Source organism: Ruegeria sp. HKCCE3926 (assembly GCF_017872515.1).
Taxonomy (GTDB): Bacteria; Pseudomonadota; Alphaproteobacteria; order Rhodobacterales; family Rhodobacteraceae; genus Ruegeria.
Map to the genome: position 1 here is coordinate 40,100 of NZ_JAEDOU010000005.1, position 23,821 is coordinate 63,920.

A 23,821-nucleotide genomic window follows, 5' to 3' on the forward strand; every position below is an offset into this window, starting at 1 on the left:
TTCGGTGGGTCAGGTCCTGTCGAACAGGATCACATTTCGCTTGGCCGATCCGGTTTTGGTGTCGGCGATGGCCTCGTTGATCTGATCCAGAGACCAGCGGCCCGAGATCAGCTCGTCCAGTTTCAGCCGTCCCTGCTTATACAGGTCCACCATCCAGGGTATGTCGCGCTGAATGACCACGTCGCCCATTTTCGACCCGACGACACCCTGACCCAGGGCTGCCAATACAACGGGTTCATAGCTGGCCATGTCACCGGAATGTGGCATCCCGATCATGATCGCCTTGCCGCCGCGCCCAAGATAGCGCGGAGCCTGATCATAAGCGGGAATCGCGCCGACGGTGATCAGAACGGCATCGGCACCGCGCCCCCCCAGCGCCCTGTATGCGGCTTTCCAAGGTTGATCCAAGCTGGCCAAAACGCCGTGGGTTGCGCCGAACTCTTTGGCGATCTCAAGCTTTTCTTCGGTCATGTCCACGGCCACGATCCGCCGCGCGCCTGCAATCCGCGCGCCTTGAATTGCGTTCAGGCCGACCCCGCCCGCCCCAATGACCACCACGTCCTGACCGGGGCGCACGCCTGCCGCATTAACCGCAGCGCCGACCCCGGTGATCACGCCGCAGGACAGCAGGCTGGCCAGTTCCTTAGGCAGGTCATCCGGGATTTTGACAATCTGGCGGTGGCTTACCACGACCTTTTCGGCAAAGGCCCCGCATGCCATCGCCTGTTCGAGCGCGCCGCCATCGCCTGTTTTCAATGGACCTTTGACAGTGTCGTAAGGTGTTTCGCAAATTGTCGGTTGCCCGCCTGCACAGGCAGGGCAAGACCCGCAGGCGCGGATCAGGGTCACCACCACAGGGTCGCCGACCTTGAAATCCCCGGCCGCGTCTCCGACTGCGGTGATCACGCCTGCGGCTTCGTGCCCGTAAACCGCTGGCAGGAACCCTCCCCATGCGCCTTCGGCATAGGAAATGTCCGAATGGCAGATGGCCACGGCATCCAGTGTCACCTGGACCTCGCCCGTGCCGGGGGGGGCCAGATAAACGTCTTCGATCACCAGTGGCTCGCCAAATGCCCGGCAGACTGCGGCTTTGATTTTTTGCATGTTGTCCCTCACTCCCGTTGGGTTCACGGTGGCGCGGGAAAAGGCGGCTCGCAAGGCAGAAACCGCCATTTGCGTGTCGTTGTTACGCCACGACAGGCCGGGACCGTCTAAACAGTAGGAACCCTGCCAGCATCAACAAGAGTGCCAGCAGAAACGGGGCGCCAGGCAGGTAGAGCGGGGTGTCAGGTCGAATGAACTGCGCGAATACGCTGGTCATCACCAACGGTGAGATCACCATCGAAAGCGCATGCAACGCAGTCAGGACACCCTGCAATTCACCTTGCTGAGAATCTGGTGTGGCCCGTGACATCATCGCCTGAAGGGCGGGCGTGATGACCGCCCCAATGGCGGTAATCGGAATGAGAAGCAGTGCTATCAGGCCGTTGGTCAGAAAGGCCAGAATGGCGAAGCTTATGATTTCAAAGATCATGCCATAGATGATTGTTGCCCGCTCGCCCAAAAGCCGGATGGCCGGGCGGATCAGACCGCCTTGCACGACGGCCATGCCGATGCCATAGATTCCAAGCGACAGGCCGATCATCTGCGCGGACCAACCGAAGCGCTCGGTCGTGAAATAGGACCAGATGGCCGGATAGACGTAGATTGAAACCGAATACAGGAAATAGACCCACAGCATAGGCCGGATGCCGGGCAATGATGCTATGGCGCGAAGCGAGTTCACCGGGTTCGCGCGCCGCAGGTTGAAGGCACGCCTGTTTTCATCGGTCACCGTTTCGGGCATCACGAAATATCCGATGCAGAAGGTCAGCGCCGCCAAACCCGCAGCAGCCCAGAATGGTGCGCGGGTTCCAAATTCGCTTAGCAATCCGCCGATCACCGGACCCAGAACGAACCCCACGCCAAATGCCGCGCCCAGAAGGCCGAAATTTGCGGCCTTGTCTTTTGGGTCGGACACATCGGCCATGAAAGCCGCCGCCGTCGAATGGGTGGCCGCCGTTATGCCGCCGACGATACGTCCGACCAGCAAAAGCCAGATGCTGCCCGCCAAGGCCATGACGACGTAGTCCAGCGCCATGACGAACAAGGACACCAGCAATACCGTTCTGCGCCCGTAAGCATCGGAAAGGTTTCCCAGAATGGGGCCGAAGATGAATTGCATCGCGGCAAAGGCTGTGCTCAGCACACCGCCCCAGATCGCGGCATTGGCCAAGGTGCCGCCCTGAACCTCGACGATCAGTTGCGGCATGATCGGCATCACAAGACCAATGCCCATAGCATCGATCATGACGATGCAGAGGATAAAGAAAAACGGCAGACGCATGGGACCTGAACACATGAGTTGTGAGCGGCACCCTAGTCATGCCCGACGAATGAGGGAAGAGACAGTTCCGCGGGACACCCCATGTCGTTGCGGCAGGTTGTTAGAGTTTGCCCGCCAGTTCGGACAAAAGCTCAGCCAATTCCTGCGGATGTGAAAAAAACGGCGAATGCGAGCTGTTGATTGTACGTCGAAGGTTTTCGGGGACGCAGGCGCTCATGTCTGCCTGGTACTCGGTCGGTATCGTGTGGTCGTCGGTTGTTCGGATATAGGCCTTGGGGACCTTGGCAAAGCGTGGGCCGACAGGCAGCGGTGTTTCTTGTGGCAGGATGGCTTGCGGACACAGGCGCGCGTATGCGTATGGCAGGACGTCGTCCGGGCAATCGTGATAAAACAGCTGTGGGATCGCATCCACTGACACGGTATAGGAAAGCCCGTCCGCAGATTTTTCCACTGCGTGCGCAATGGTTTGCCGTGGCCCGCGCCTGCGCATTTCCGCCATCGAAAGACCATCCCGAGGGACATAGGCACACAGGTAAATCAAGGCGCGCATCGCATCCGGGCGGGCCTCGGCCGCTGCGCTGATCGGAAAGCCGGCCCAGGAATGGCCGACGACGATCGTATCGGGTGTACAGGCGTTCAAAATGGCATCGCGGCAACCGTCCAGCGTGACGTCGGCCACCGGCGTGGGGTCTGCACCGTGGCTGGGCATGTCGATGGCGCGGGCGGTATGGCCCAGGGCTTCCGAAGCGGGGATCAGGTCGCGCCAGCACCAGGCGCCGTGACACGAGCCATGGACCAACAGGAAGGACGCCATTGTCATTCTCCTTCAGACATGTCCGATCTCGGTCAGAAATCCGGTCAGGATTTCTGCGTATTCCGCGGGATTCTCAACGCAAGGCAAATGTCCAACGCGGCGGATCAGCCGAAATCGGGATCCGGGCACAAGATCAATCGTTTCCCGCACCAGATCGGGTGGGGTCGATCCGTCTTCGCTGCCCGCAATTCCAAGCGTGGGCAGGCGCAGGCCGCTTGTGGGGGTATAAAAGTCGGTACCGGCAATGGCGGCACAGCAGCCCAGATACCCTTCGACTGGTTGGCTGACCATCATATCGCGCCAGGGCAGGTAATTTTGGGCGTGGCGGAATTCGCGCGAGAACCAACGCTCCATCGTGGCATTGGCCAAAGCCTCGATCCCGCCCTTTCGCACCGCCTGAATGCGCTCTTGCCAGATCGAAGGCGTGGCGATCTTGGCAGCGGTGTTCGATAGCACCAGCGCACGAATCTGGTCCATGCGTTTGATCGCCAGCCCCTGCGCGATCATCCCGCCAATCGAGAGGCCGACAAAGACGCAATCGCGAACCTGAAGGTGATCCAGCAGCGCCTCGGCATCCCGCACCAAAGCGCCCATCGAATAGGGTGCAGGGGGCACCGAGGATTGCCCGTGCCCACGTTTGTCATACCGGATGATGCGCAGCCCGTCGGGCATGTATGGCAGCACCGCGTCCCAAAGATGCAGGTCGGTTCCCAGGGAATTGGCAAACACAATGGGTGCACCGTCCGTGGGGCCGTCGATGCGATAGTTCAGTTTCACGTCGCCCAGATCAGCGATCATCATGACAAAGGTCCTTGTCGTCATGCCGTCCTGACGTAATTTGCACGGCTTTCGCACCGATGTCAGGTCAGGAATTCCAACGCCTTAGCAAATATTCCCGGATCGACATTCCCGCCCGATGTGACGACGATCACGTCGTCGCCTTCGATCTCGTCGCCCCGGAAAAGGGCCGCGGCCAGTGCTACGGCGCCGCCGGGTTCCAACACGATTTTAAGGCGCAGAAAGGCATATGCCATGGCCTGCAATGCCTCGTCTTCGGTGACAGAGAGTCCGGGGCCGCAAAGACGGTGAAGGATCGGAAAGGTGATGTCGCCGGGCTGCGGTGTCAGGATCGCATCGCATATGTTACCCGACGCCGCATTGTTGTTTTGAATGCGACCTGACGCCAAGGATCGTTTGACGTCGTCGAACCCTTCCGGCTCACAGGGGCGCGCCCGCAAATTCGGCGCGTGTTTCTCCAGCGCCAGCGCAATGCCCGAGGTCAAACCTCCGCCGCCGCAACAGATCAGAACATCCGACTGCGAAACCCCAATTCCCGCTGCCTGCCTCGCGATTTCCAGCCCGGTTGTGCCTTGTCCCGCGATGACTTGCGGTTCGTCATAGGGGCGGATCAGGGTCAGACCACGTTCAGCAGCGATGGCTTCGCCTATTTCCTCCCGTTTTTCATTCGCGCGATCGTACAAAACGACTTCGCCGCCCAGCGCGCGGGTGTTGTCGATCTTGAGCTGCGGCGCGTCCGATGGCATGACAATGACCGAGGCAATCCCATGTTTCGAAGCGGCCATCGCAACACCTTGCGCATGGTTGCCCGATGAATATGCGATCACACCACGCTGGCGTATGCCTTCATCCAGCGCCGAAATGGCCGACCACGCGCCGCGAAACTTGAAACTGCCGGTATGTTGCAGGCATTCCGGTTTGACCCAAATGCGGCGGCCAGCAAGCGTGTCGAGAAAGGGCGACGACAGGATCGGCGTTTCGCGAACGTGTCCTTTCAGCCGTTCTGCGGCGGCTTCGATCATCTCAAATGTGCTCATGCGGCGTTCTTCAATACCTTCTGTATCAGGTCCAGTGATTGGACTTCGTTCAGGAACGGAACATGCCCGCGATCCGGTACCTCGACCGAGATCAGCTCCGGGTGTCGATGCCGCATCTCGGCCAGAGTGTCCGCGCCCAGAACATCGGAATTCGCGCCCCGGATCACACCGGTGGGAATGCCACGCAAGGCTTCGAAGAACACCCAAAGATCAGGGGCTGCCGCGCTTGCAGCTTGTTCAAGAAGCGCCTTGCGCAGGGCTGGATCATATCGCAGCTTCAGCCCGTCTTTGCGCATTTCATACTGAAATTCTGCCTGCTTGCGCCAGGTCTCCAGTGGAACACCGGGAAATTGCGGCTCCATTACGTGTTTCAATGCGGCGGCTGCTTCATCATAGGTTTTGGCGGTGGGCTGCGCCCCCACGTAGGCCATGATCTTGGCGATGCCCGACGGCTCGATAACCGGACCCACGTCATTCAGAATTACGGCGGCCAGACGTTCGGGGTGGCTTGCGGCCAGCGCCATGGCGATCAGCCCGCCGCGCGATGTTCCCAGAATGACTGCTTTCTCGATCCCCAGATGATCGAGCAGCTCAATCGCGTCATGGGATTCGCGGAAGATATTGTAATTCATAAAGTCGGGGTCGTATTCCGAACGCCCGCGCCCCCTGTAATCCATGGCGATCATGCCCAGGCCCGAGGCATGTGGCGCAAAAAACGAAAAGTCGCGGCTGTTTCGGGTCAGACCGGCCAGGCACAAAAGCGGCGTGCCGGTGCCGGACTCTTTGAAATAGATGCGCCTGCCGTCCGTTGTCATGAATTCTGACATCAGAGACCGGCCAGCTTGGGAATCGAGGTCAGATCGGACAGCACATGCGCAGGTGTCCAGGGAAGGCGATCCATGGGTTCACCAATCCGATTGACCCATGCGGTCACAAAACCGTACCCGCTGGCCCCGGCAGCGTCCCAGCCGTTCGAACTGACGAACAAAACGTCATCGCGTGCGCAGCCAAACCTGTTTTGCACCAGATCATAGACACGGGCGTGGGGTTTGAAGACGCCGACGCTTTCGACCGACAGCACATCATCCAATACATCGCCGATTCCGGCGGACTTCACGGCTCCGTCCAGCATCGGGGGCGACCCGTTGGACAGGATCGCCGTTTGCAGCCCACCATCCTTGAGGGCTTTCAGCATGGCCGGAACTTCTGGATAGGCCTGCAATTCCCAATAGAGATCAAGCAGACGTTGGCGCAGCCCCGGGTTGCCTTGCAGGCCTGCGGCCTCCAGAGCCCAATCCAGCCCGTCCTGGGTAACGTCCCAGAAATCCGCATGCGCATCCGCCACGGCGCGCAGCCATGTGTATTGCAGTTGTTTCAGACGCCAATGCCCCGCAACGGTGGTCCATTTGTCTTTCAGGGCTTCGAAACCCGGCTCGTCTGCCGCCTGCCGGGCAGCCGCGGCAACATCGAACAATGTTCCGTAGGCATCGAACACACAGGTCGTGATCGGCATATGGTCCTCCTTAGATTGCGCGCAGGTTGGCACATCGGCGCAGAGGGTGAAAGAGCCGAGGGTTTACAACATTGTGTCAACCTATAGGGTTGGCCGCTTAACCCCTTGGAACGGCCGGAGGCCACGATGACCGAAATCAAACAAGGCGACACGGTTCGCATCCACTACACCGGGACATTGCTGGACGGCAAAGTCTTTGACAGCTCGGACGGGCGTGATCCGTTGGAATTCGTGGTCGGGTCGGGCCAGATCATCCCGGGGCTGGACCGTGCCATGCCGGGCCTGTCCACCGGGGACAAGACGCGGGTGGAAATTGCCTGTACAGACGCCTACGGCCCGATCAACCCTGCGATGCGTCAGGAAATTCCCCGTGAAGGCATTCCAGACGACATCCCCCTGGATCCCGGGACACAGTTGCAGATGCAAACGCCAGAAGGTCAGGCCGTGCCTGTAACGGTTGTGGATTCAAACGAAGCCACCGTTACTCTGGATGCAAATCACCCGCTGGCAGGGCAGGATCTGGTTTTCGAGATCGAAGTCGTTTCAGTCAACTGAGACATGGTTCGGGCCGGATGTCCGGCCCGGATCTCACCCTATCAGAGCGTGAATCGCGGCCCTTACCTGTGGCTGCGTAAAGAAGACGAACACCAGCAACAGTGAAGTCAACGTAAGCAATAGCACCCTGGCCCGTTGGCTGAGAAAGCCGGGCTTTCGCCGGCTTTGCGTCGCGCGTGCATTGTTTGCAATGATTTGGTCAAGTTTGCTCATATCGATTACCTGCCGCCTAATGATGGTGAAATCTGGGCAGCGGCAGGGAAAGATATGGTCACATGGATTCGGGCTGAGGCATGCCCAGAACGTGGAAGCCACCGTCAACGCGGATGATCTCACCCGACGTGCAGGCACCTGCATCTGACGTCAGGTACACAGCCGTTCCGCCGACAGCTTCAAGTGTGGCGTTAGAGCGCATCGGTGCATTCTGATCGCAGAATTTGTAGGTCTTGCGGGCACCGCCGATCGCTGCACCGGCGAGGGTTCTCATCGGCCCTGGGGAAATCGCGTTCACGCGGATGCCATCGGGGCCAAGATCGTTGGCCAAATAGCGCGTTGCCGATTCCAGCGCAGCCTTTGCGACACCCATCACGTTGTAGTTGGGCACAACCCGGTTGGAGCCCTGATACGTCAGGGTCAGCAGGGAACCGCCATTGTCTTTCATCAACGGATAGGCGCGACGCGCGACCTCGATGAAGGAATAGGCCGAGACATCCATCGAATGCTTGAAATTCGCACGTGTGGTATTCAGGAACCGACCTGTCAGCTCGGACTTGTCCGAATAGGCGATAGCATGCACCAGGAAATCTATGGTGGGCCAACGTTCGGCCAGCTCGCCAAAAGCGCGATCCAGCGACTCGTCGTCGGTGACATCCGCATCGACCATGAAATCGCTGCCCAGGCTCTGAGCCAGCGGCTCCAGCCGCTTTCCGAATGCCTCGCCCTGATAGGTGAATGCCAGTTCGGCGCCAGCCTCGTGCATGGCCTTGGCAATGCCCCACGCAATCGAGCGGTCATTGGCCACGCCCATGATCAGGCCGCGTTTACCTTTGAGAAGATCCGACATTACTTTCACCCGTTATACTTTGAAAGAACCATGGACCCGTTCGTGCCGCCAAAGCCGAAGCTGTTGGTCATGACACTGTCCAGTCCTGCGTTTTCAACCACTTGAGTTGCAATTTCACCGGGCTGAATGCCTTCGGCAAGCGTGTCGACATTGATCGATGGAGTAATGAAATCATTTTCCAGCATCAGCAGGCAGAAAATCGTCTCAAGCGCGCCCGCCGCGCCCTGAGCGTGGCCTGTCATCGACTTCGTCGAGGAGATGGGGGGTACATTGCCTTCGCCAAAGATGCGGCGCACCGCCTCTACCTCACCCACGTCGCCGACGGGGGTCGAGGTGCCGTGAGCATTGATATAGCCGACCTTGCGCCCCTCGGGCAGGGTACTCAGAGCTAGTCGCATCGCGCGCTCGCCGCCCTCACCTGAAGGAGCAACCATGTCGTGACCATCTGAAGTTGCGGCATAACCTGTAACTTCAGCATAAATTTTGGCGCCGCGGGCCAGAGCGTGGTCCAGCTCTTCCAGAACAACGATTCCACCGCCGCCCGAAATCACGAAACCATCACGGTTTTCGTCGAACGCGCGCGAGGCTTTATCGGGTGTGTCATTATATTTCGACGACATCGCGCCCATTGCGTCGAACAGGCAGGAAAGCGTCCAGTCCAGTTCTTCACCGCCGCCGGCGAACATCACGTCCTGCTTGCCCAGCATGATCTGTTCGGCCGCGTTGCCGATGCAATGCAGCGAGGTCGAGCAGGCCGAGGTGATCGAATAGTTGATGCCCTTGATCTTGAACGCGGTCGCCAGATTGGCCGAGATCGTCGAGCACATGCATTTTGGCACGGCAAATGGCCCGATCCGCTTGGTCGCGCCCGTCTTCAGAACGGTTTGATGCGCCGTCAGCATCGCGCTGGTCGAAGGTCCGCCAGAGCCCGCAACCAGCCCGGTGCGTGGATTGACGATCTGGTCTTCGGTCAGCCCGGAATCGGCAATCGCCTGGCTCATGGCGATATGTGCATAGGCGGCCCCTGGACCCATAAAGCGCAATGTGCGCTTGTCCACATGCTGGGCCACGTCGATCTTGAGCGTACCCGCGATCTGGCTGCGAAAACCATGTTCTGCCATCTGCTCGCTGGCCACGATCCCGGATTTACCTGCTTTGAGCGAGGTCAGAACCTCTTCGGCATTGTTCCCGATCGAGGACACAACCCCCAGACCGGTGACGACTACTCGACGCATGTGCGCACTCCTTGTTTCAGACCGTTCAGGCTCAGGCCTCGGATAGAACGACCTTCATGTCCTTGACATCATAAATCATCTCGCCATCGGCTTCGACAATGCCATCCGCCACACCCATTGTCAGGCGGCGCGTTTGAATCGCTTTTTTGAAATCGATTTTATACGTCAGCATCTTGCGGTCCGGGCGAACCATGCCGGTCAGCTTTACTTCGCCGACGCCGACGGCCATGCCGCGCCCCTGCCATCCACGCCAGCCAAGGTTGAAACCGGTCAGTTGCCAAAGCCCGTCCAGCCCCAGACAGCCCGGCATGATCGGGTTGCCCGGAAAGTGGCACTCAAAGAACCAAAGGTCGGGTGTGATGTCGAATTCGGCCAGCACATGGCCCTTGCCGTGCAGACCACCATCGGCAGAGATGTCGGTGATCCGGTCCATCATCAGCATCGGTGGGGCGGGCAATTGTGCGTTGCCGGGGCCAAATAACTCACCACGAGCGCATTTCAGCAGATCATCTTTGTCAAAACTGCTAGGGAACTGGGCCATTCTGCCACCTTTCCTGCCGGGGGTCTGTCTTTACATCTGGCTTCGTCTAACACCCGTTTGCAAGGTCCTGCAAGAGCGGCGCGCCACATCATGTTGTGTTGGTTCTTATCTTGCGAATGAATTTCATTTGTAATTGCCGGTGATGCGCCCCTATATATAAAGGCAGGAATAATGGGTATCGGATCGATGACACCTCAGAGCCGCGAAATCGCAACAGGTTGGCTGGTGAATGCGGGCTTGCGACCGACGCGTCAGCGCGTGGCGCTGGCCGAACTTCTGGTGGGCGACGGCCGCCATCGCCATGTCACCGCAGAAAGCCTTTTTGAATCGGCAAAGGCGAATGGGGATGCGGTGTCTCTGGCAACGGTCTACAACACCCTGCGTGCTTTTTGCGATGCGGGTGTGCTGCAAGAAATCACAGTGGACGGATCGAAAAGCTATTTCGACACGAACACGCATGATCATCCCCACTTTTATTGGGAAGACGACGCAAGGCTAAGCGATGCGCCGTCGGATCAGCTGGTCATTCAGCGCCTTCCCGAGGCGCCGGAAGGTGTCGAAATCGCCTCTGTCGATGTCGTCATTCGCTTGCGCAAGAAGTAACAGACCTTAAACGCCTGTCAGCCCGGCCACCAAAACACGTTCGGCCTTTTCTGTGGTCGTGTCAGAGGGTCCTGTGCCGTGCCGCGCCAGAACGACGGATTCTGCTGTGTCCGGATTGGCAATCGGTACGCTGACCAGATGCTTGTTGTCATAGCTGAAGCTGCTGGGTGGGCTGGCATAGCTGATCCCGATTCCCTCACCATGGGCGGCAAGGCTGCGTTGAATCTCAAGGGATGCCGCCCGGTGCGCGACGGTAGGGCGCAGCCCGTTTTGTCGGAACAGGCCGAGAATGTGTTGGGCGGATAATCCTTCCGAAGACAGAATCAACGGATGACCTTCCAGCGCTGCAAGGGTGACTTCTGTGGTTGTCGCCAATGGATGATCCGGGGACATCAAGGCCTTCGGTCTGCTGTCGAACAGTTTTGTACGGGCGAACCCCGCATCCATGGTCAGGTCGTATGTGATTGCGATGTCAATCTGGCCATCCATCAATCCATTCAGCAGCCCTTCGAAGGACCCGGCCACATAGGTAAGGTTGAGATCGGTGAACGTGTTGCGGAGAAGTTGCAGGGCCGAGGCCAAAAGGAAGGGGGCCAGGTCCGTAAAGCAGCCCAATCTCAGCCTGGAGGTGCCCGGCGCGGAGGTATCGGACGTTTCGATTCGCGCAGCATTTTTCAGCAAGACCTCGGCGTTCTCTATGAACGTACGTCCCTGAGGTGTCAGTGCCATGGCTGCACCCCGGCGGCGAACGAACAGCGGATACCCCAAATGGGCTTCAACACGCGTCAGCGCAGTGGACAAGGCCGGTTGCGAAACATTGAGATGCTGGGCTGCCGCCGACAAACTGCCGTGACGCCCGACTGCACAGACATATTCATATTGGCGCAACGAAATATATAACATGAGATTAATAATAACTTCGAAAGATATGATTTGAACAGAATACATTTTTCCGGTCAAAAGCAAAAAAACTTCAGGAGCTTCCGATGCCACACCGTCTTGTTACTCAGCAGATGATCGACACTTATCAGGCCGACGGCGTCGTACTGGTCAAAGGGCTGTTTGCGGATCATGTGGATCAACTGCGTGATGGTGTGGCCGCGAATATGGCCGATCCCGGTCCCTATGCCTCGGAAAACAAGAAGGCGGGTGAAACAGGTCGTTTCTTTGATGATTACTGCAATTGGACCCGGATTCCGCAGTTCCGCGACGTGATCGAGACGTCTCCCGCAGCTGAGGTTGCCGCGGATCTGATGCAATCGAAACGCGTTCAGATGTTTCACGATCACGTGCTGGTCAAGGAGCCCGGTACGTCGATGGCGACACCGTGGCATCAGGACGGCCCATATTATTTCGTCGAGGGTCAGCAGACGATCAGCTTCTGGTCTCCGCTTGATCCGGTCAGACAGGCGACGCTGCGGTGTGTTGCCGGGTCGCACCGATGGGATAAAGAAGTTCTGCCGACCCGATGGGTTTCCGAGGACGGCTTTTTCCCGGATGAAGGTCAGTACATCCCCGTGCCGGATCCGGATGCCGAAGGTATGAAGGTCATCGAATTCGAGATGGAGCCCGGCGATGCCGTCGCTTTCAACTATCGCACGCTGCACGGTGCGCGCGGAAACCAGTCGGACAGCCGTCGCCGCGCCTTTTCACTGCGGCTGGTGGGCGACGATGCCCGGTATGTAGAGCGCCCCGGCCGAACCTCGCCCCCGTTTCCCGGTCATGACATGACGCCGGGACAGCGCCTGCGCGAGGATTGGTTTCCGATCTTGTTGCAGCGCCAGGCCGGCTCAGAACCACTGACCTGATTCGATCAGCCCGAGATCCAGCAGCTGGCGGGACTGCCATTCAAACGGCACCGAGTTGCGCCAGCGAAAGCTTCGGATGTCAAAGGTTGACCCTGCATTGGATTTCAGCGCCTTCGCGGCACGGAAAGAACAAATGGCGGCCGTCAGGTTGTGATGCCAGGGACAGGAATAGGTATTGTATTCCGGTTCGTTGAAAGTGTGATCGGGTCTCAGCACCAGGTTTTTTTGTGCTTTGAACAATGCGATGCGGTCGATCCTGCGACGTTCGTAGGGAATGTGGTCCTCGAACCGCCACCGCAACCCGCCCGAAAGATCCACCTGACGGTCCAGCGGTTGGCCGCTTGGGTCGTGGCGGGTATGGGCATAATAGCCAACACTGTCGAACATGGCCTGATCGGGGGCCACGCCATTGGGATGTGCGGTCAGATCCTCGGCGTACAGGTCAATGACATAGCTGAGCATCGCATTGCGACGCTCTTCACCATGAAAGACAAGCATCTCGCCCACGCTGCGCGTTTCGCAGTAGGGAAAGAACAGGTATTCGGCGTTGTAGCAATAATACATCCAGATGCCGGGTGCGGCCTTAATGATCCTGTTTATGGTTTCGAACACGACCAGCCGGGGAACACATTTCAAGTTGACCCGATGCACCTTGGCGGACAGGTCCTCTGTCAGATGAAACTCGTCCGGTGCAAAGACGATGACGGATTTGAAACCCAGCCTCAGATGATGGTGCAGCGTGCTGGCCAACTCGACGTCGTCCTCGGCAAAAATCAATGCTACAGGGCCTTTGGCCAGTGCGGCCTGTCCCGATTTCAGGAAATGGTCGAGGGAATCGTACGTCATCGGGTGCTTTTTGGTCCGGCCTTGCTGGAAAGTCCTGCCAAATTCGGGTAATTGCGCCCGCATTGCAAGCGGCGTTCGAAGCGTATAGATGACGCCGATCCAGCGAATGCAAAGGCCCGTCCCATGTCCGAACCGAAGAAGCTGTTTATCAAGACTTATGGCTGTCAGATGAACGTCTATGACAGTGAACGCATGTCCGAGGCGCTGGGCGGGCAGGGCTATGTCGAAACCAAAACGCCTGACGATGCCGACATGATTCTGCTGAACACTTGTCACATCCGCGAAAAAGCGGCTGAGAAAGTGTATTCGGAACTCGGTCGCTTCAAGGGTCTGAAAGCCGAAAAGCCTGACCTGAAAATCGGTGTGGCAGGCTGTGTTGCGCAGGCCGAAGGTGAAGAAATCATGCGCCGCCAACCGCTGGTCGATCTGGTCGTCGGTCCGCAAAGCTATCACCGTCTGCCCGAGATGGAGGCCAAGACCCGTGCGGGCGAAAAGGCACTGGACACCGATTTCCCCGAGGAAGACAAGTTTGAAAAACTGAAAAACCGTCCCAAGGCCAAACGCGGCCCGACGGCGTTTCTGACCGTTCAGGAAGGGTGCGACAAGTTCTGCGCCTTCTGCGTGGTGCCTTATACGCGTGGGGCCGAAGTCAGCCGCCCCGCTGATCGCATCATCCGCGAAGCCCATGATCTGGTTGAACGCGGCGTGCGCGAGATCACGCTGTTGGGTCAGAACGTGAACGCCTATCACGGGGCCGGCCCCGACGGAGACATGACCCTGGCCGGGCTGATCTGGGAACTGAACAAGGTTGACGGGCTGGAACGTATTCGTTTCACCACGTCGCACCCCAATGACATGGCCGACGACCTGATCGAGGCACATGGCAGCTGTGAGAAACTGATGCCGTATCTGCACCTGCCGGTTCAGTCGGGCTCGGACCGTATCCTCAAGCGAATGAATCGCAGCCACACGGCAGAAAGCTATCTGCGCCTGATCGAACGCATTCGTGCGGCGCGCCCGGATATTGTGATGTCGGGGGACTTCATCGTCGGCTTCCCAGAAGAAACCGAAGAGGATTTTCAGGCAACGATGGATTTGGTTGAAGAGGTCAAATACGGCTACGCCTATTCCTTCAAGTATTCCACACGCCCGGGAACACCAGCGGCCGAGCGGGCTCAGGTTGATCCGGCTGCGGCGGATGATCGATTGCAGCGCCTTCAGGCCCTCATCACACGGCACCAAGGGGAAATTCAGGACGGTATGGTCGGTCGTACAGTCCGCGTTTTGTTTGAAAAACCGGGCCGCCTGCCGGGCCAGATGGTCGGAAAATCCGAGTATCTGCATTCGGTGCATGTGAAAGGGCCCGAGATTGCCGTTGGTGATCTGAAAGAGGTCCGGATCACCGACTCGGGCGCCAACTCTTTGGCGGGTGAGCTGCTCTGAGTCGGTAAGATTCCGCCGTTCAGACACCATAGTTGGTGTTTGTTTCCAAAATTTACCCTTGATTTATTGCTTGGAACTATGCTCCGAGAGGAGCCATGTTTTTCAGGCGCCGTTATTGCGTCAAAAAACGATTATACGCCGATCTGAAGATCGGAGTGATGGAGGTACGAGTGCCAATCTTGAACAGCTTCAGGACCCTGAGCCTAGTGAAAACCTTGCCTTTGGCCTCGGTTGTTACTTTTTTTGCCAGCGCGACGATTGCCGGAGACCTGAAGGGCACGACAACCGATCCTGTCGTTATCAGCCCCAAGAAGTTCAGCAGTGACGTCAGTGCATTTTACCTGGGGATTGCTGGAGGCTACGCCTCAGGCTGGGACGATCGATTTGGTCTGAGAACGCCCGCCGGGCTGTTTGATATTGGCGACCTGAACGTATCCGGCGCATACGGCGGCTTTCGTGGTGGTTGGCGTGGTGTTCTGCCTTCAAGGTGGGGGCGTGATTTCGTCTATGGTTTTGAAGTCAGTTATGATTTCGGATCCTTGGACGACAGTGTCAGGGCCCAGATCGGCGGTTCGAACGTTGAGGGTGGGGCAGAGATATCTGACGTTTTGTCCCTCAAATATCGAAGCGGCCTGACAAGCCGAAATGGTCGGGTTCTGTACTTTTTCAGCGTCGGTTACCTGTGGGGCGATGTTGAAACAACCAACAACATCACATCCGGAGCTACAGTACAGAGCTTTTCGGCATCGGATCGGCGGGGTGGATATACCGCAAGCATCGGTGCCGAACACAAGCTGACCGACAATTGGTCGGTCACCGGCGAATACGAATACGTCCAGTTCAAATCCGAAGACGTTCAATTCGGTTCGGGCTTTTCCACGAAGTCCACACCGAAATACGGCGGCTTGAGATTCGGGCTGAACTATACGTTCTGATGCGCGTCTGACAGGCTTTTTTCTTTTGTATGATCGGCGCTTTTGTCATCCGCGGGCTTATTTTTGAAACTGTGGCTTGCGCCCACCGAGATTTGTTGTCTACGCTCGGGGTGAACCGCCAAGACAGGAGAACGGATTGGCCATCGGTGCCCTGACCCCACCGCAAGACGAAATGCCCCAACGCGAGGCGTTTTTAGAGTTTCCCGACAACCGATTGTTGATTGACCTGTGCGGCGAATACGACCGCAATCTGACCGACATCGAAAGCAAGCTTTCCGTCCAGATCGTACGCCGCGGCAACCAGCTTGTCGTGATGGGCGATGAAGACGCCCAGAAGCAGGCTATTGAGGTGCTTCAATCGCTTTACACGCGATTGGAAGGCGGGCGCGAGGTCGAGGCCGCGGACGTGGACCGAGAACTGCGGATGGGTGGTTCGGAACAGGGGACCGGCAGCCGCGACGGCGATCAGTTGGAAATGTTCAAGGGCGGTTCAGTCGAGATCAAAACCCGCAAGAAACTGGTGGAACCGCGCACGGACGCCCAGAAAGCTTATGTGCAGTCACTGTTTCAAAATGAGCTTGCATTTGGCATTGGGCCTGCTGGCACGGGGAAAACCTATCTGGCTGTTGCCGTGGGCGTGTCGATGTTCATTGGCGGGCATGTGGATCGAATCATCCTCAGCCGCCCGGCGGTCGAAGCGGGTGAAAAATTGGGCTATCTGCCCGGTGACATGAAAGACAAGGTCGATCCCTACATGCAGCCGCTGTACGACGCGCTGAATGATTTTCTGCCCGGCAAGCAACTGGCCAAGTTGATTGAGGAAAAGCGAATCGAAATAGCGCCGCTGGCGTTCATGCGTGGACGCACGTTGGCCAATGCTTTTGTGGTGCTGGACGAAGCACAAAACGCTACGACGATGCAGATGAAGATGTTCCTGACTCGTCTGGGCGAAGGCAGCCGCATGGTAATCACCGGCGACAGGTCTCAGGTGGATTTGCCACGCGGCGTTCAGTCGGGTTTGCAGGATGCGGAAAGACTGTTGAAAACGATCCCCAACATCAGTTTCAACTATTTCACGTCCAAGGACGTGGTTCGCCACCCGCTTGTGGCCGCGATCATCGAGGCGTATGAGGCGGATGCGGGCCGGGAATCCACTTGATTGCAAGGCTCATTCACAGGGCTTTTGTGCGATAAGATGAATCTGGAACTCACTGTCGAAGACGACCGGTGGCAAGGGCTTGAAGCTTTGTCGCGGCAAGCGATATCCGCTGTCCTGTCCTATGCGGAACTGGACCCTGAACTTTGCGAGATCAGCGTTCTGGGATGCGATGACGCACGCATTTCGGAACTGAACGCCGAGTTTCGCGGCAAACCAGCCGCCACCAATGTTCTGAGCTGGCCGGCAGAAGATTTGGCCCCGGAGGAAGCCGGGCAAGCGCCCCATCCGCCAAAGCCGGATTTCACTGGTGAAATTCCTTTGGGCGATATTGCGATCTCCTTCGACACCTGCGCGCGTGAGGCGGATGAGGCAGGCAAGGACATTGACGATCACGTCATCCATTTGCTTGTTCACGGAACGTTGCATTTGCTGGGATATGATCACATTCGTGACCCCGACGCCGCTTTGATGGAAGGGATTGAGGTCGAGATACTTGGCAAGTTGGGTATAGATGACCCATATAAGGTATAAGGTGGGTCATGTGACCCGATCAGTTGGAACAAGGTAATGGGCGAAACAGACGGCAGTTCTAGGGCGGCGCAAAGCGCGCAACCTCAGGACAGCGGCAATGATACAGAAGAGAAAAGCGGGTTTATTTCCCGAATTTTCGATGCGTTTTCGAGTCAGGAGACTCAGCAAAACCCGGGGATGAACGGGCAGAGCGCAGCGGCAGCTCGGCCTCACGGGATGATGAACCTGCGCAGGATGCGCGTCGAAGACGTGGCCATTCCCACGGCCGAGATCATCGCGGTTCCTTCTAACATCACCAAGGATGAGCTGGCTGACGTATTCCGGGACAGTGGGTTGTCCAGAATTCCGGTCTATGAAGGAACGCTGGATACGCCGTTGGGCTTCGTTCACCTCAAGGATTTAGCGCTGACCCATGGTTTCAATGGCGGTGCGGACAAGTTTGACCTGAAATCCATGTTGCGCACGCTTTTGTTCGTGCCGCCTTCAATGCCGATCGGTGTCCTGCTGACCAAGATGCAGACCGAACGTCGCCATATGGCGTTGGTGATTGATGAGTATGGCGGCGTCGACGGGCTGCTGACGATCGAAGACTTGATCGAGCAGGTCGTGGGTGAGATCGCGGACGAACACGATGCAGACGAAGATCAGCTTTGGGTGCAGGAAAAGCCGGGCTGTTACGTTGTGCAGGCACGTGTGCCGCTTGAGGACTTCGAGGCCGAGATCGGCAGATCCTTGACCAGCCACGAGGATGTGGATGAAGAAGACATCGACACGCTGGGGGGGCTAGTATTCATGCTGTCCGGGCGTGTTCCGGCACGGGGTGAGGTCGTGATTCATCCGGAAGGGCCGGAATTCGAAGTGATCGAAGCCGACCCGCGACGCATCAAACGGTTGCGCGTCATGCTGCCGGACGTCGCTGCATGACGCCTGTCCGGGGCTGGCCGTTATCGTTGAGATTGTTTGCCGCCGCCGCACTGGGCGCCTTCGGCGCTTTTGGCCAGGCACCGCATGGGTATTGGGGCGCTACGGTTGTTGCACTGGTTTTGATTGTTCCGGTGTTCCTCGCCAGTGAAACCCGTGCTCGCGCGGGGTGGATCGGCTGGTTCTTCGCCACCGGCTATTTTGCCCATGCGCTCAGCTGGATCATCGAGCCCTTTCAGGTGGATGCAGAGCGTCACGCCTGGATGGCACCGTTTGCGCTGGTGTTCATGGCTGGCGGGCTCGCCCTGTTCTGGGCAATTGCGTTTCGACTTGCGCGGCATGTTGGCGCGACCGCCATGCAGCAAGGCGTTTTGCTGATCGCAACGCTGTCGCTGGCCGAACTGGCCCGGGGATATGTGCTGACCGGATTCCCCTGGGGCGGAGTGGCACAAATCTGGGTGAATACGCCCGTGGCGCAAGTGCTGTCTCTGGTGGGGCCGTATGGCTTGAATGCGCTGACATTTGCCGTGGCGTTTCCGACAGGGGCGGCACTGGTTCAGGAAAGACGCGTGCGTGCACTGGTCCGGCCGCTGGGATTTGCGGTTGCGGCGGCGGTGCTGGCGATTGGCTATGGGTCGATGCGGCCAACGGTTCAGGACAGCCCGCACACAGTTCGTGTTGTTCAGCCCAACGCGCCGCAGCACCAAAAGTGGGATCCGGCATATGCGCCCTTGTTTTTCGCCCGTCAGATTGAGTATTCAGCCGCTTTGCCCGGACCGGACCTGATCGTCTGGCCCGAGACCTCAGTTCCAGCCTGGCTGGGCAGCGCACAACCGTATTTGACGGCCATCGCGGATGCAGCTCAGGGGACGCCCGTGGTTTTGGGGATCCAGCGCGGAGACGGCCCGAGGATCTTCAACTCGATGGTCTATCTGGATGAAGCCGGGCAGCAGGGCGGTCTGTATGACAAACACCATCTGGCCCCTTTTGGGGAATATGTGCCTTTTGGCGAGTTGATGGGCCGTTTTGGGATTTATGGGATGGCGGCCACGACGGGGCATGGATTCAGCGCGGGGCCGGGGCCTGATCTTTTGGACCTTGGCGAATTGGGAAAGGCGTTGCCTCTGATCTGTTACGAAGCCGTGTTCCCGCAGGATGTGAACGGTGCGCCGGGCCGGGCAGACTTTCTGTTGCAGATCACCAATGACGCATGGTTCGGAACGCGTTCCGGACCGTTTCAGCATCTGGCGCAGGCCCGGATGAGGGCGATTGAGCAGGGTCTGCCGATGATCCGTTCGGCCAATACCGGCATATCGGCCATGATTGACCCGCTGGGTCAGATCACGGCCTCATTGGCTTTGGGCAAGGCGGGATACGTGGATGCGATCCTGCCGCAGCCACAACGGCCAACAGTTTATTCCCGCATCGGGGACAGCCCTGTTCTTGCTGCGCTATTGTTTCTTGCCGCATTGGCGTGGTTCAACATCCGTCGCCTGACCAAATAATTAGAGATTGACCCCATCTTGAAGCGCGCGTATGCGTCTGTGACCTGTCACAACGGCTTCCTGGCGTGGCGGAGAAACCCCTAATGGAGCGCATTTATGTCCCGACAGAACTATACATTTACTTCGGAATCCGTTTCCGAAGGGCATCCTGACAAGGTCTGCGACCGTATCTCGGATGCTGTCCTTGATGCATTTCTCAACGAAGAACCAGAAGCCCGTGTGGCCTGCGAAACCTTTGCAACAACCAACCGGGTTGTGATCGGTGGCGAAGTAGGCCTGTCTGATCAAGACAAGCTGCACGATTACATGGGGCGCATCGAACAGATCGCTCGTGATTGTGTGAAAGACATCGGTTACGAGCAGGACAAGTTTCACCACGAAACCGTCGAAGTAACCAACCTGCTGCACGAACAATCCGCCCATATCGCTCAGGGCGTTGATGCGGCGGATGACAAGGACGAAGGTGCCGGCGACCAGGGCATCATGTTTGGTTATGCCACGACTGAAACTCCGGCGCTGATGCCTGCACCGATCCAGTATTCGCACGCTATCCTGCGGCGTCTGGCGGAAGTACGCAAGAACGGCACCGAACCTGCTTTGGGCCCCGATGCAAAGTCGCAGCTGTCAGTCGTTTATCGCGACGGCAAGCCGGTCGGCGTCAGCTCGATCGTTCTGTCTACGCAGCATCTGGATGAAGCGCTGTCTTCGAATGACATCCGCGCCATCGTCGAGCCTTATATCCGTGAAACCCTGCCTGACGGCTGGCTGTCGACCGAAACCGAATGGCACGTCAACCCGACCGGCAAATTCGTTATTGGCGGGCCGGATGGCGACGCGGGCTTGACCGGGCGCAAGATCATCGTGGACACCTATGGCGGTGCGGCCCCTCATGGCGGCGGCGCGTTCTCGGGCAAAGACCCGACCAAGGTTGACCGTTCGGCAGCATACGCAGCACGCTATCTGGCCAAAAACGTCGTGGCGGCCGGCATGGCCGAACGCTGCACGATTCAGCTGAGCTATGCGATTGGCGTGTCCAAGCCGCTGTCGATCTATGCCGACACACATGGAACCGGCCAATTAGCGGATGCGGTTATCGAAAAAGCTGTGGGTGAGGTCATGGATCTGACACCGCGCGGCATTCGCCAGCATCTGCAACTGAACAAGCCGATCTATCAGCGCACAGCTGCATACGGCCACTTTGGTCGCCAGCCGAGCGATGATGGTGGTTTCAGCTGGGAGCGCACCGATCTGGTCGATGCGTTGAAATCCGCAGTCTGACCTGAACAACACAAAGCGCGCCTTTGAGGGCGCGCTTTTTCCTTGTGCGTGCCGCGCGCCCTTGCAACGTTCTCTGGCGCGCAGTATGGCGACCGCCATGAGCACCGAGACCCCACGACGCCCGCGCAGAAACTTCTATGGCCGCTTCAAAGGCAAGACCCTGAAGCCCAGCCAAAAGACCTATCTGAACGAAGATCTGGCGGCTTTGTCGCCCGGTGCGGTGGATTGGGATACAAACCCCGAACGCAGGCCGTTGGACCTGAACACGTTGTTCAGCGGCAAACCGGTCTGGCTGGAAGTCGGCTTTGGCGGCGGCGAGCATCTGGTTCATCAGGCGCAAAGCAACCCCGACATCGGCATCATCGGGGCCGAGCCCTATATCAACGGCGTTGCCATGCTGCTGGGCAAAATTCGGCAGGCGGGGGTTGATAACCTTGCTGTGCATCCCGGCGATGCCCGAGACCTGTTCGACGTGCTGCCAGAGGCCAGTATATCGCGCGCCTTCCTTCTGTATCCTGACCCGTGGCCGAAAACCCGGCATCATCGTCGCCGTTTCGTGACGCCGGAACATCTTGAACCATTGGCAAAGGTCTTGAAGCCTGGATCGATCTTCCGGGTCGCCACGGACATCCCCGACTATGTGCGGCAGACACTGGAGGAAGTCCCCCGCGCCGGGTTCGAGTGGCTGGCCGAACGCCCCGCAGATTGGCGCGAGCCGTGGGACGACTGGATTTCCACACGCTACGAGCAGAAAGCCTTGCGTGAAGGACGCACGCCCCATTACCTGACCTTCCGCCGCAAAGACTGATTGCCGCTGGACCAACCGGTGCCAATTCGCTAATCGGCTTGAGCACTGATAGCGCAAAAGGAGCCCCCATGTCCGGACACGGAACGCCCATCCCGATGACTTCGCATCCCTGCGGCCCGCTGACCGGCACGGCAGAGGTGCCGGGCGACAAGTCGATTTCGCACCGGTCACTGATCCTTGGCGCGATGGCTGTAGGCGAGACCAGGATATCGGGGTTGCTCGAAGGTGAGGACGTCTTGGACACCGCAAAGGCAATGCGGGCCTTCGGGGCAGAAGTCACAGATCATGGCGGCGGCGAATGGACCGTGCATGGCGTGGGCGTTGGCGGGTTTGCCGAACCGGATCAGGTGATTGACTGCGGCAATTCCGGCACCGGAGTCCGGCTGATCATGGGTGCCATGGCGACCTCGCCGATTACGGCAACTTTTACCGGCGATGCCAGCCTGAACAAGCGTCCCATGGCGCGAGTAACGGATCCGCTTGCGTTGTTTGGTGCGCAGGCCGTGGGCCGCTCGGGGGGGCGTTTGCCCATGACGATCGTCGGTGCGGCAGACCCGACTCCGGTCCGGTACGAAGTTCCGGTGCCCTCGGCCCAGGTGAAATCCGCCGTCCTGCTGGCGGGTCTGAATGCCCCCGGTGAAACCGTGGTTATCGAGAAAGAGGCGACCCGCGATCATTCCGAGCGGATGTTGTCCGGTTTCGGTGCCGAAATTACGGTGGAAGACACCGATGAAGGCCGGGTCATCACTTTGACGGGGCGCCCGGAGTTGAAGCCGCAAGTCATCGCCGTTCCACGCGACCCGTCCAGCGCGGCCTTCCCGGTTTGCGCGGCGCTGATCACGCCCGGTTCGGACGTTCTGGTGCCGGGTATCGGCCTGAACCCCACGCGCGCGGGCCTGTTCACGACGCTGCGCGAGATGGGCGCCGACCTGACCTATGAAAACGAGCGCGAAGAGGGCGGCGAGCCGGTTGCCGATCTGCGCGCAAAATACTCGCCAGACATGAAGGGTATTAACGTACCGCCTGAACGCGCGGCCTCGATGATTGACGAATATCCTGTTTTGTCCGTGGTTGCCGCAAACGCCACGGGCACCACGATGATGGGCGGAGTGAAGGAACTCCGAGTGAAGGAAAGCGACCGCATCGATGCCATGGCGCGCGGTCTGCGCGCCAACGGCGTCACGGTCAACGAGGGTGACGACTGGTGGTCGGTCGAAGGGTTGGGTATCGGCAAGGTTCGTGGCGGCGGGACGTGCGAAAGCTTCCTGGATCACCGCATTGCCATGTCCTTCATGGTGATGGGCATGGGCGCGCAGAACCCGGTAAGCGTGGATGATGGTGGTCCGATCGCGACATCCTTCCCGATTTTTGAGCCGTTGATGGCGTCGCTTGGTGCAAAGGTAGAGCGCAGGTGAGCTTCACTGTCGCCATTGACGGACCTGCGGCTGCGGGCAAGGGCACGATCTCCAAGGCCGTTGCGGCGCATTTCGGGTTCGCGCATCTGGACACCGGCTTGCTGTATCGCGCCGTTGGGCGGCGTACTCTTGAAGGGTTTGGCGCGCTTGAAGCAGCGCAGGCCCTGACCGCCGAAGAGCTTGAGCAGGGTGATCTGCGCACAGCTGAAATCGCGCAGGCCGCATCCAAAGTGGCGGTGATCCCCGAGGTTCGCGCCGCCTTGGTGGATTTTCAGCGCGCCTTTGCCCGAAGGTCGGGCGGTGCCGTCTTGGATGGGCGCGACATCGGGACGGTGATTTGTCCCAATGCCGAGGTGAAGCTGTTTGTAACGGCCAGCCCAGAGGTGCGAGCTGAACGCCGGTTTCTGGAGCTTAGCGCAAAAGGTGCTGACGTGACGCGCGAACAGGTTCTGGCAGATGTCAAAGAGCGGGATGCGCGGGACGCAGAGCGCAGCGCTGCGCCGATGAAGCCAGCCGAGGATGCAGTGCGACTGGACACAACAGACCTCAGTATCGAGGCTGCATTGGCCAAAGCGCTTGAAATCATAAGCGCAAAACTGCCCGCGACGCGCTGACGTCGCAGGCAGG

The 23,821-nt window shown here is 58.6% G+C and carries 25 protein-coding genes and 1 riboswitch; of the genes, 13 read left to right on the forward strand and 12 right to left on the reverse strand.

Features of this window, described 5'->3' with window-relative positions; genetic code table 11:
• Nucleotides 1-9 precede the first annotated feature (9 nt).
• The 7 genes from I9184_RS13760 to I9184_RS13790 form a co-directional block, all read right to left on the reverse strand.
• Complete coding sequence (locus I9184_RS13760) at nt 10-1,104, reverse strand: Zn-dependent alcohol dehydrogenase (RefSeq protein ID WP_209834868.1); 1,095 nt, start codon at nt 1,102-1,104, stop codon at nt 10-12.
• 82 nt (nt 1,105-1,186) lie between these two features.
• Nucleotides 1,187-2,386, reverse strand: a complete 1,200-nt coding sequence (locus I9184_RS13765) for a TCR/Tet family MFS transporter (protein WP_171724489.1) — start codon at nt 2,384-2,386, stop codon at nt 1,187-1,189.
• 100 nt (nt 2,387-2,486) lie between these two features.
• Nucleotides 2,487-3,200, reverse strand: coding sequence for an alpha/beta fold hydrolase (locus I9184_RS13770; RefSeq protein WP_209834871.1), 714 nt, complete (start codon nt 3,198-3,200; stop codon nt 2,487-2,489).
• A 12-nt stretch (nt 3,201-3,212) separates the two neighbouring features.
• Nucleotides 3,213-4,001 carry a 3-oxoadipate enol-lactonase gene (gene pcaD / locus I9184_RS13775; protein WP_171636952.1) on the reverse strand — a complete coding sequence of 263 codons (789 nt, stop codon included), beginning with the start codon at nt 3,999-4,001 and terminating at the stop codon, nt 3,213-3,215.
• A gap of 59 nt (nt 4,002-4,060) precedes the next feature.
• Nucleotides 4,061-5,035, reverse strand: a complete 975-nt coding sequence (locus I9184_RS13780) for a threonine/serine dehydratase (RefSeq protein WP_209834873.1) — start codon at nt 5,033-5,035, stop codon at nt 4,061-4,063.
• Entirely contained in the window at nt 5,032-5,862 is an 831-nt protein-coding gene (locus tag I9184_RS13785; protein ID WP_209834875.1) for an alpha/beta hydrolase, read from the reverse strand. Before I9184_RS13785 ends, I9184_RS13780 begins: the two co-directional genes overlap by 4 nt.
• Nucleotides 5,862-6,548 (reverse strand): haloacid dehalogenase type II, encoded by a 687-nt coding sequence (locus I9184_RS13790; RefSeq protein ID WP_209834877.1) that lies wholly within the window; start codon nt 6,546-6,548, stop codon nt 5,862-5,864. Before I9184_RS13790 ends, I9184_RS13785 begins: the two co-directional genes overlap by 1 nt.
• 126 nt (nt 6,549-6,674) lie before the next feature.
• Here I9184_RS13790 and I9184_RS13795 point away from each other — a divergent pair, with 126 nt between their 5' ends.
• A complete protein-coding gene (locus I9184_RS13795; protein WP_171330048.1) occupies nt 6,675-7,103 on the forward strand; it encodes a peptidylprolyl isomerase in 429 nt (142 codons plus the stop codon).
• Nucleotides 7,104-7,374: 271 nt separating this feature from the next.
• Here I9184_RS13795 and I9184_RS13800 read toward each other — a convergent pair whose 3' ends face one another.
• The 3 genes from I9184_RS13800 to fabA are packed head-to-tail and all read right to left on the reverse strand — an operon-like array spanning nt 7,375 to nt 9,942.
• Complete coding sequence (locus tag I9184_RS13800) at nt 7,375-8,166, reverse strand: enoyl-ACP reductase (protein ID WP_171636730.1); 792 nt, start codon at nt 8,164-8,166, stop codon at nt 7,375-7,377.
• Between the two features lie 5 nt (nt 8,167-8,171).
• On the reverse strand, nt 8,172-9,401 hold the full coding sequence (gene fabB, locus I9184_RS13805; protein WP_171117367.1) for a beta-ketoacyl-ACP synthase I: 1,230 nt from the start codon (nt 9,399-9,401) through the stop codon (nt 8,172-8,174).
• 31 nt (nt 9,402-9,432) lie between these two features.
• Nucleotides 9,433-9,942 carry a bifunctional 3-hydroxydecanoyl-ACP dehydratase/trans-2-decenoyl-ACP isomerase gene (gene fabA, locus I9184_RS13810; protein WP_152457158.1) on the reverse strand — a complete coding sequence of 170 codons (510 nt, stop codon included), beginning with the start codon at nt 9,940-9,942 and terminating at the stop codon, nt 9,433-9,435.
• Between the two features lie 186 nt (nt 9,943-10,128).
• Between fabA and irrA the strand changes: the two genes are divergently transcribed.
• Nucleotides 10,129-10,545 carry an iron response transcriptional regulator IrrA gene (irrA, locus tag I9184_RS13815; protein WP_170344907.1) on the forward strand — a complete coding sequence of 139 codons (417 nt, stop codon included), beginning with the start codon at nt 10,129-10,131 and terminating at the stop codon, nt 10,543-10,545.
• A 6-nt stretch (nt 10,546-10,551) separates the two neighbouring features.
• Here the strand turns inward: irrA and I9184_RS13820 are convergent, their stop codons facing one another.
• The gene (locus I9184_RS13820; protein WP_209834879.1) at nt 10,552-11,448 is read right to left on the reverse strand and encodes a LysR family transcriptional regulator; all 897 of its coding nucleotides are present in this window, start codon (nt 11,446-11,448) and stop codon (nt 10,552-10,554) included.
• An 83-nt stretch (nt 11,449-11,531) separates the two neighbouring features.
• Between I9184_RS13820 and I9184_RS13825 the strand changes: the two genes are divergently transcribed.
• Nucleotides 11,532-12,353, forward strand: coding sequence for a phytanoyl-CoA dioxygenase family protein (locus I9184_RS13825; protein WP_171724482.1), 822 nt, complete (start codon nt 11,532-11,534; stop codon nt 12,351-12,353).
• Here I9184_RS13825 and I9184_RS13830 read toward each other — a convergent pair.
• On the reverse strand, nt 12,336-13,199 hold the full coding sequence (locus I9184_RS13830; RefSeq protein WP_209834881.1) for a hypothetical protein: 864 nt from the start codon (nt 13,197-13,199) through the stop codon (nt 12,336-12,338). The two genes, I9184_RS13825 and I9184_RS13830, sit on opposite strands and share 18 nt — an antisense overlap.
• Nucleotides 13,200-13,322: 123 nt before the next feature.
• On the opposite strand from I9184_RS13830, the gene miaB reads away from it, so the two are divergent.
• From miaB to cmk, 10 genes are all read left to right on the forward strand, one after another.
• Nucleotides 13,323-14,642 carry a tRNA (N6-isopentenyl adenosine(37)-C2)-methylthiotransferase MiaB gene (gene miaB / locus I9184_RS13835; RefSeq protein ID WP_209834883.1) on the forward strand — a complete coding sequence of 440 codons (1,320 nt, stop codon included), beginning with the start codon at nt 13,323-13,325 and terminating at the stop codon, nt 14,640-14,642.
• A gap of 170 nt (nt 14,643-14,812) precedes the next feature.
• The gene (locus I9184_RS13840; RefSeq protein WP_348539536.1) at nt 14,813-15,577 is read left to right on the forward strand and encodes an outer membrane beta-barrel protein; all 765 of its coding nucleotides are present in this window, start codon (nt 14,813-14,815) and stop codon (nt 15,575-15,577) included.
• 136 nt (nt 15,578-15,713) lie between these two features.
• A complete protein-coding gene (locus tag I9184_RS13845) occupies nt 15,714-16,736 on the forward strand; it encodes a PhoH family protein (RefSeq protein WP_171636743.1) in 1,023 nt (340 codons plus the stop codon).
• 36 nt (nt 16,737-16,772) lie between these two features.
• A complete protein-coding gene (gene ybeY / locus I9184_RS13850; RefSeq protein WP_171724479.1) occupies nt 16,773-17,267 on the forward strand; it encodes an rRNA maturation RNase YbeY in 495 nt (164 codons plus the stop codon).
• Nucleotides 17,268-17,303: 36 nt separating this feature from the next.
• Nucleotides 17,304-18,191, forward strand: a complete 888-nt coding sequence (locus I9184_RS13855; RefSeq protein ID WP_209834885.1) for a hemolysin family protein — start codon at nt 17,304-17,306, stop codon at nt 18,189-18,191.
• Nucleotides 18,188-19,693, forward strand: a complete 1,506-nt coding sequence (gene lnt / locus I9184_RS13860) for an apolipoprotein N-acyltransferase (protein WP_209834887.1) — start codon at nt 18,188-18,190, stop codon at nt 19,691-19,693. Before I9184_RS13855 ends, lnt begins: the two co-directional genes overlap by 4 nt.
• 41 nt (nt 19,694-19,734) lie before the next feature.
• Nucleotides 19,735-19,784: riboswitch (SAM-SAH riboswitch) on the forward strand.
• A gap of 5 nt (nt 19,785-19,789) precedes the next feature.
• On the forward strand, nt 19,790-20,971 hold the full coding sequence (gene metK, locus I9184_RS13865; protein WP_171636751.1) for a methionine adenosyltransferase: 1,182 nt from the start codon (nt 19,790-19,792) through the stop codon (nt 20,969-20,971).
• 97 nt (nt 20,972-21,068) lie between these two features.
• The gene (gene trmB / locus I9184_RS13870; RefSeq protein WP_171636753.1) at nt 21,069-21,779 is read left to right on the forward strand and encodes a tRNA (guanosine(46)-N7)-methyltransferase TrmB; all 711 of its coding nucleotides are present in this window, start codon (nt 21,069-21,071) and stop codon (nt 21,777-21,779) included.
• A 68-nt stretch (nt 21,780-21,847) separates the two neighbouring features.
• Complete coding sequence (gene aroA / locus I9184_RS13875; RefSeq protein ID WP_209834889.1) at nt 21,848-23,194, forward strand: 3-phosphoshikimate 1-carboxyvinyltransferase; 1,347 nt, start codon at nt 21,848-21,850, stop codon at nt 23,192-23,194.
• A complete protein-coding gene (gene cmk, locus I9184_RS13880; protein WP_171636757.1) occupies nt 23,191-23,808 on the forward strand; it encodes a (d)CMP kinase in 618 nt (205 codons plus the stop codon). Before aroA ends, cmk begins: the two co-directional genes overlap by 4 nt.
• The last annotated feature ends 13 nt before the right edge of the window (nt 23,809-23,821 follow it).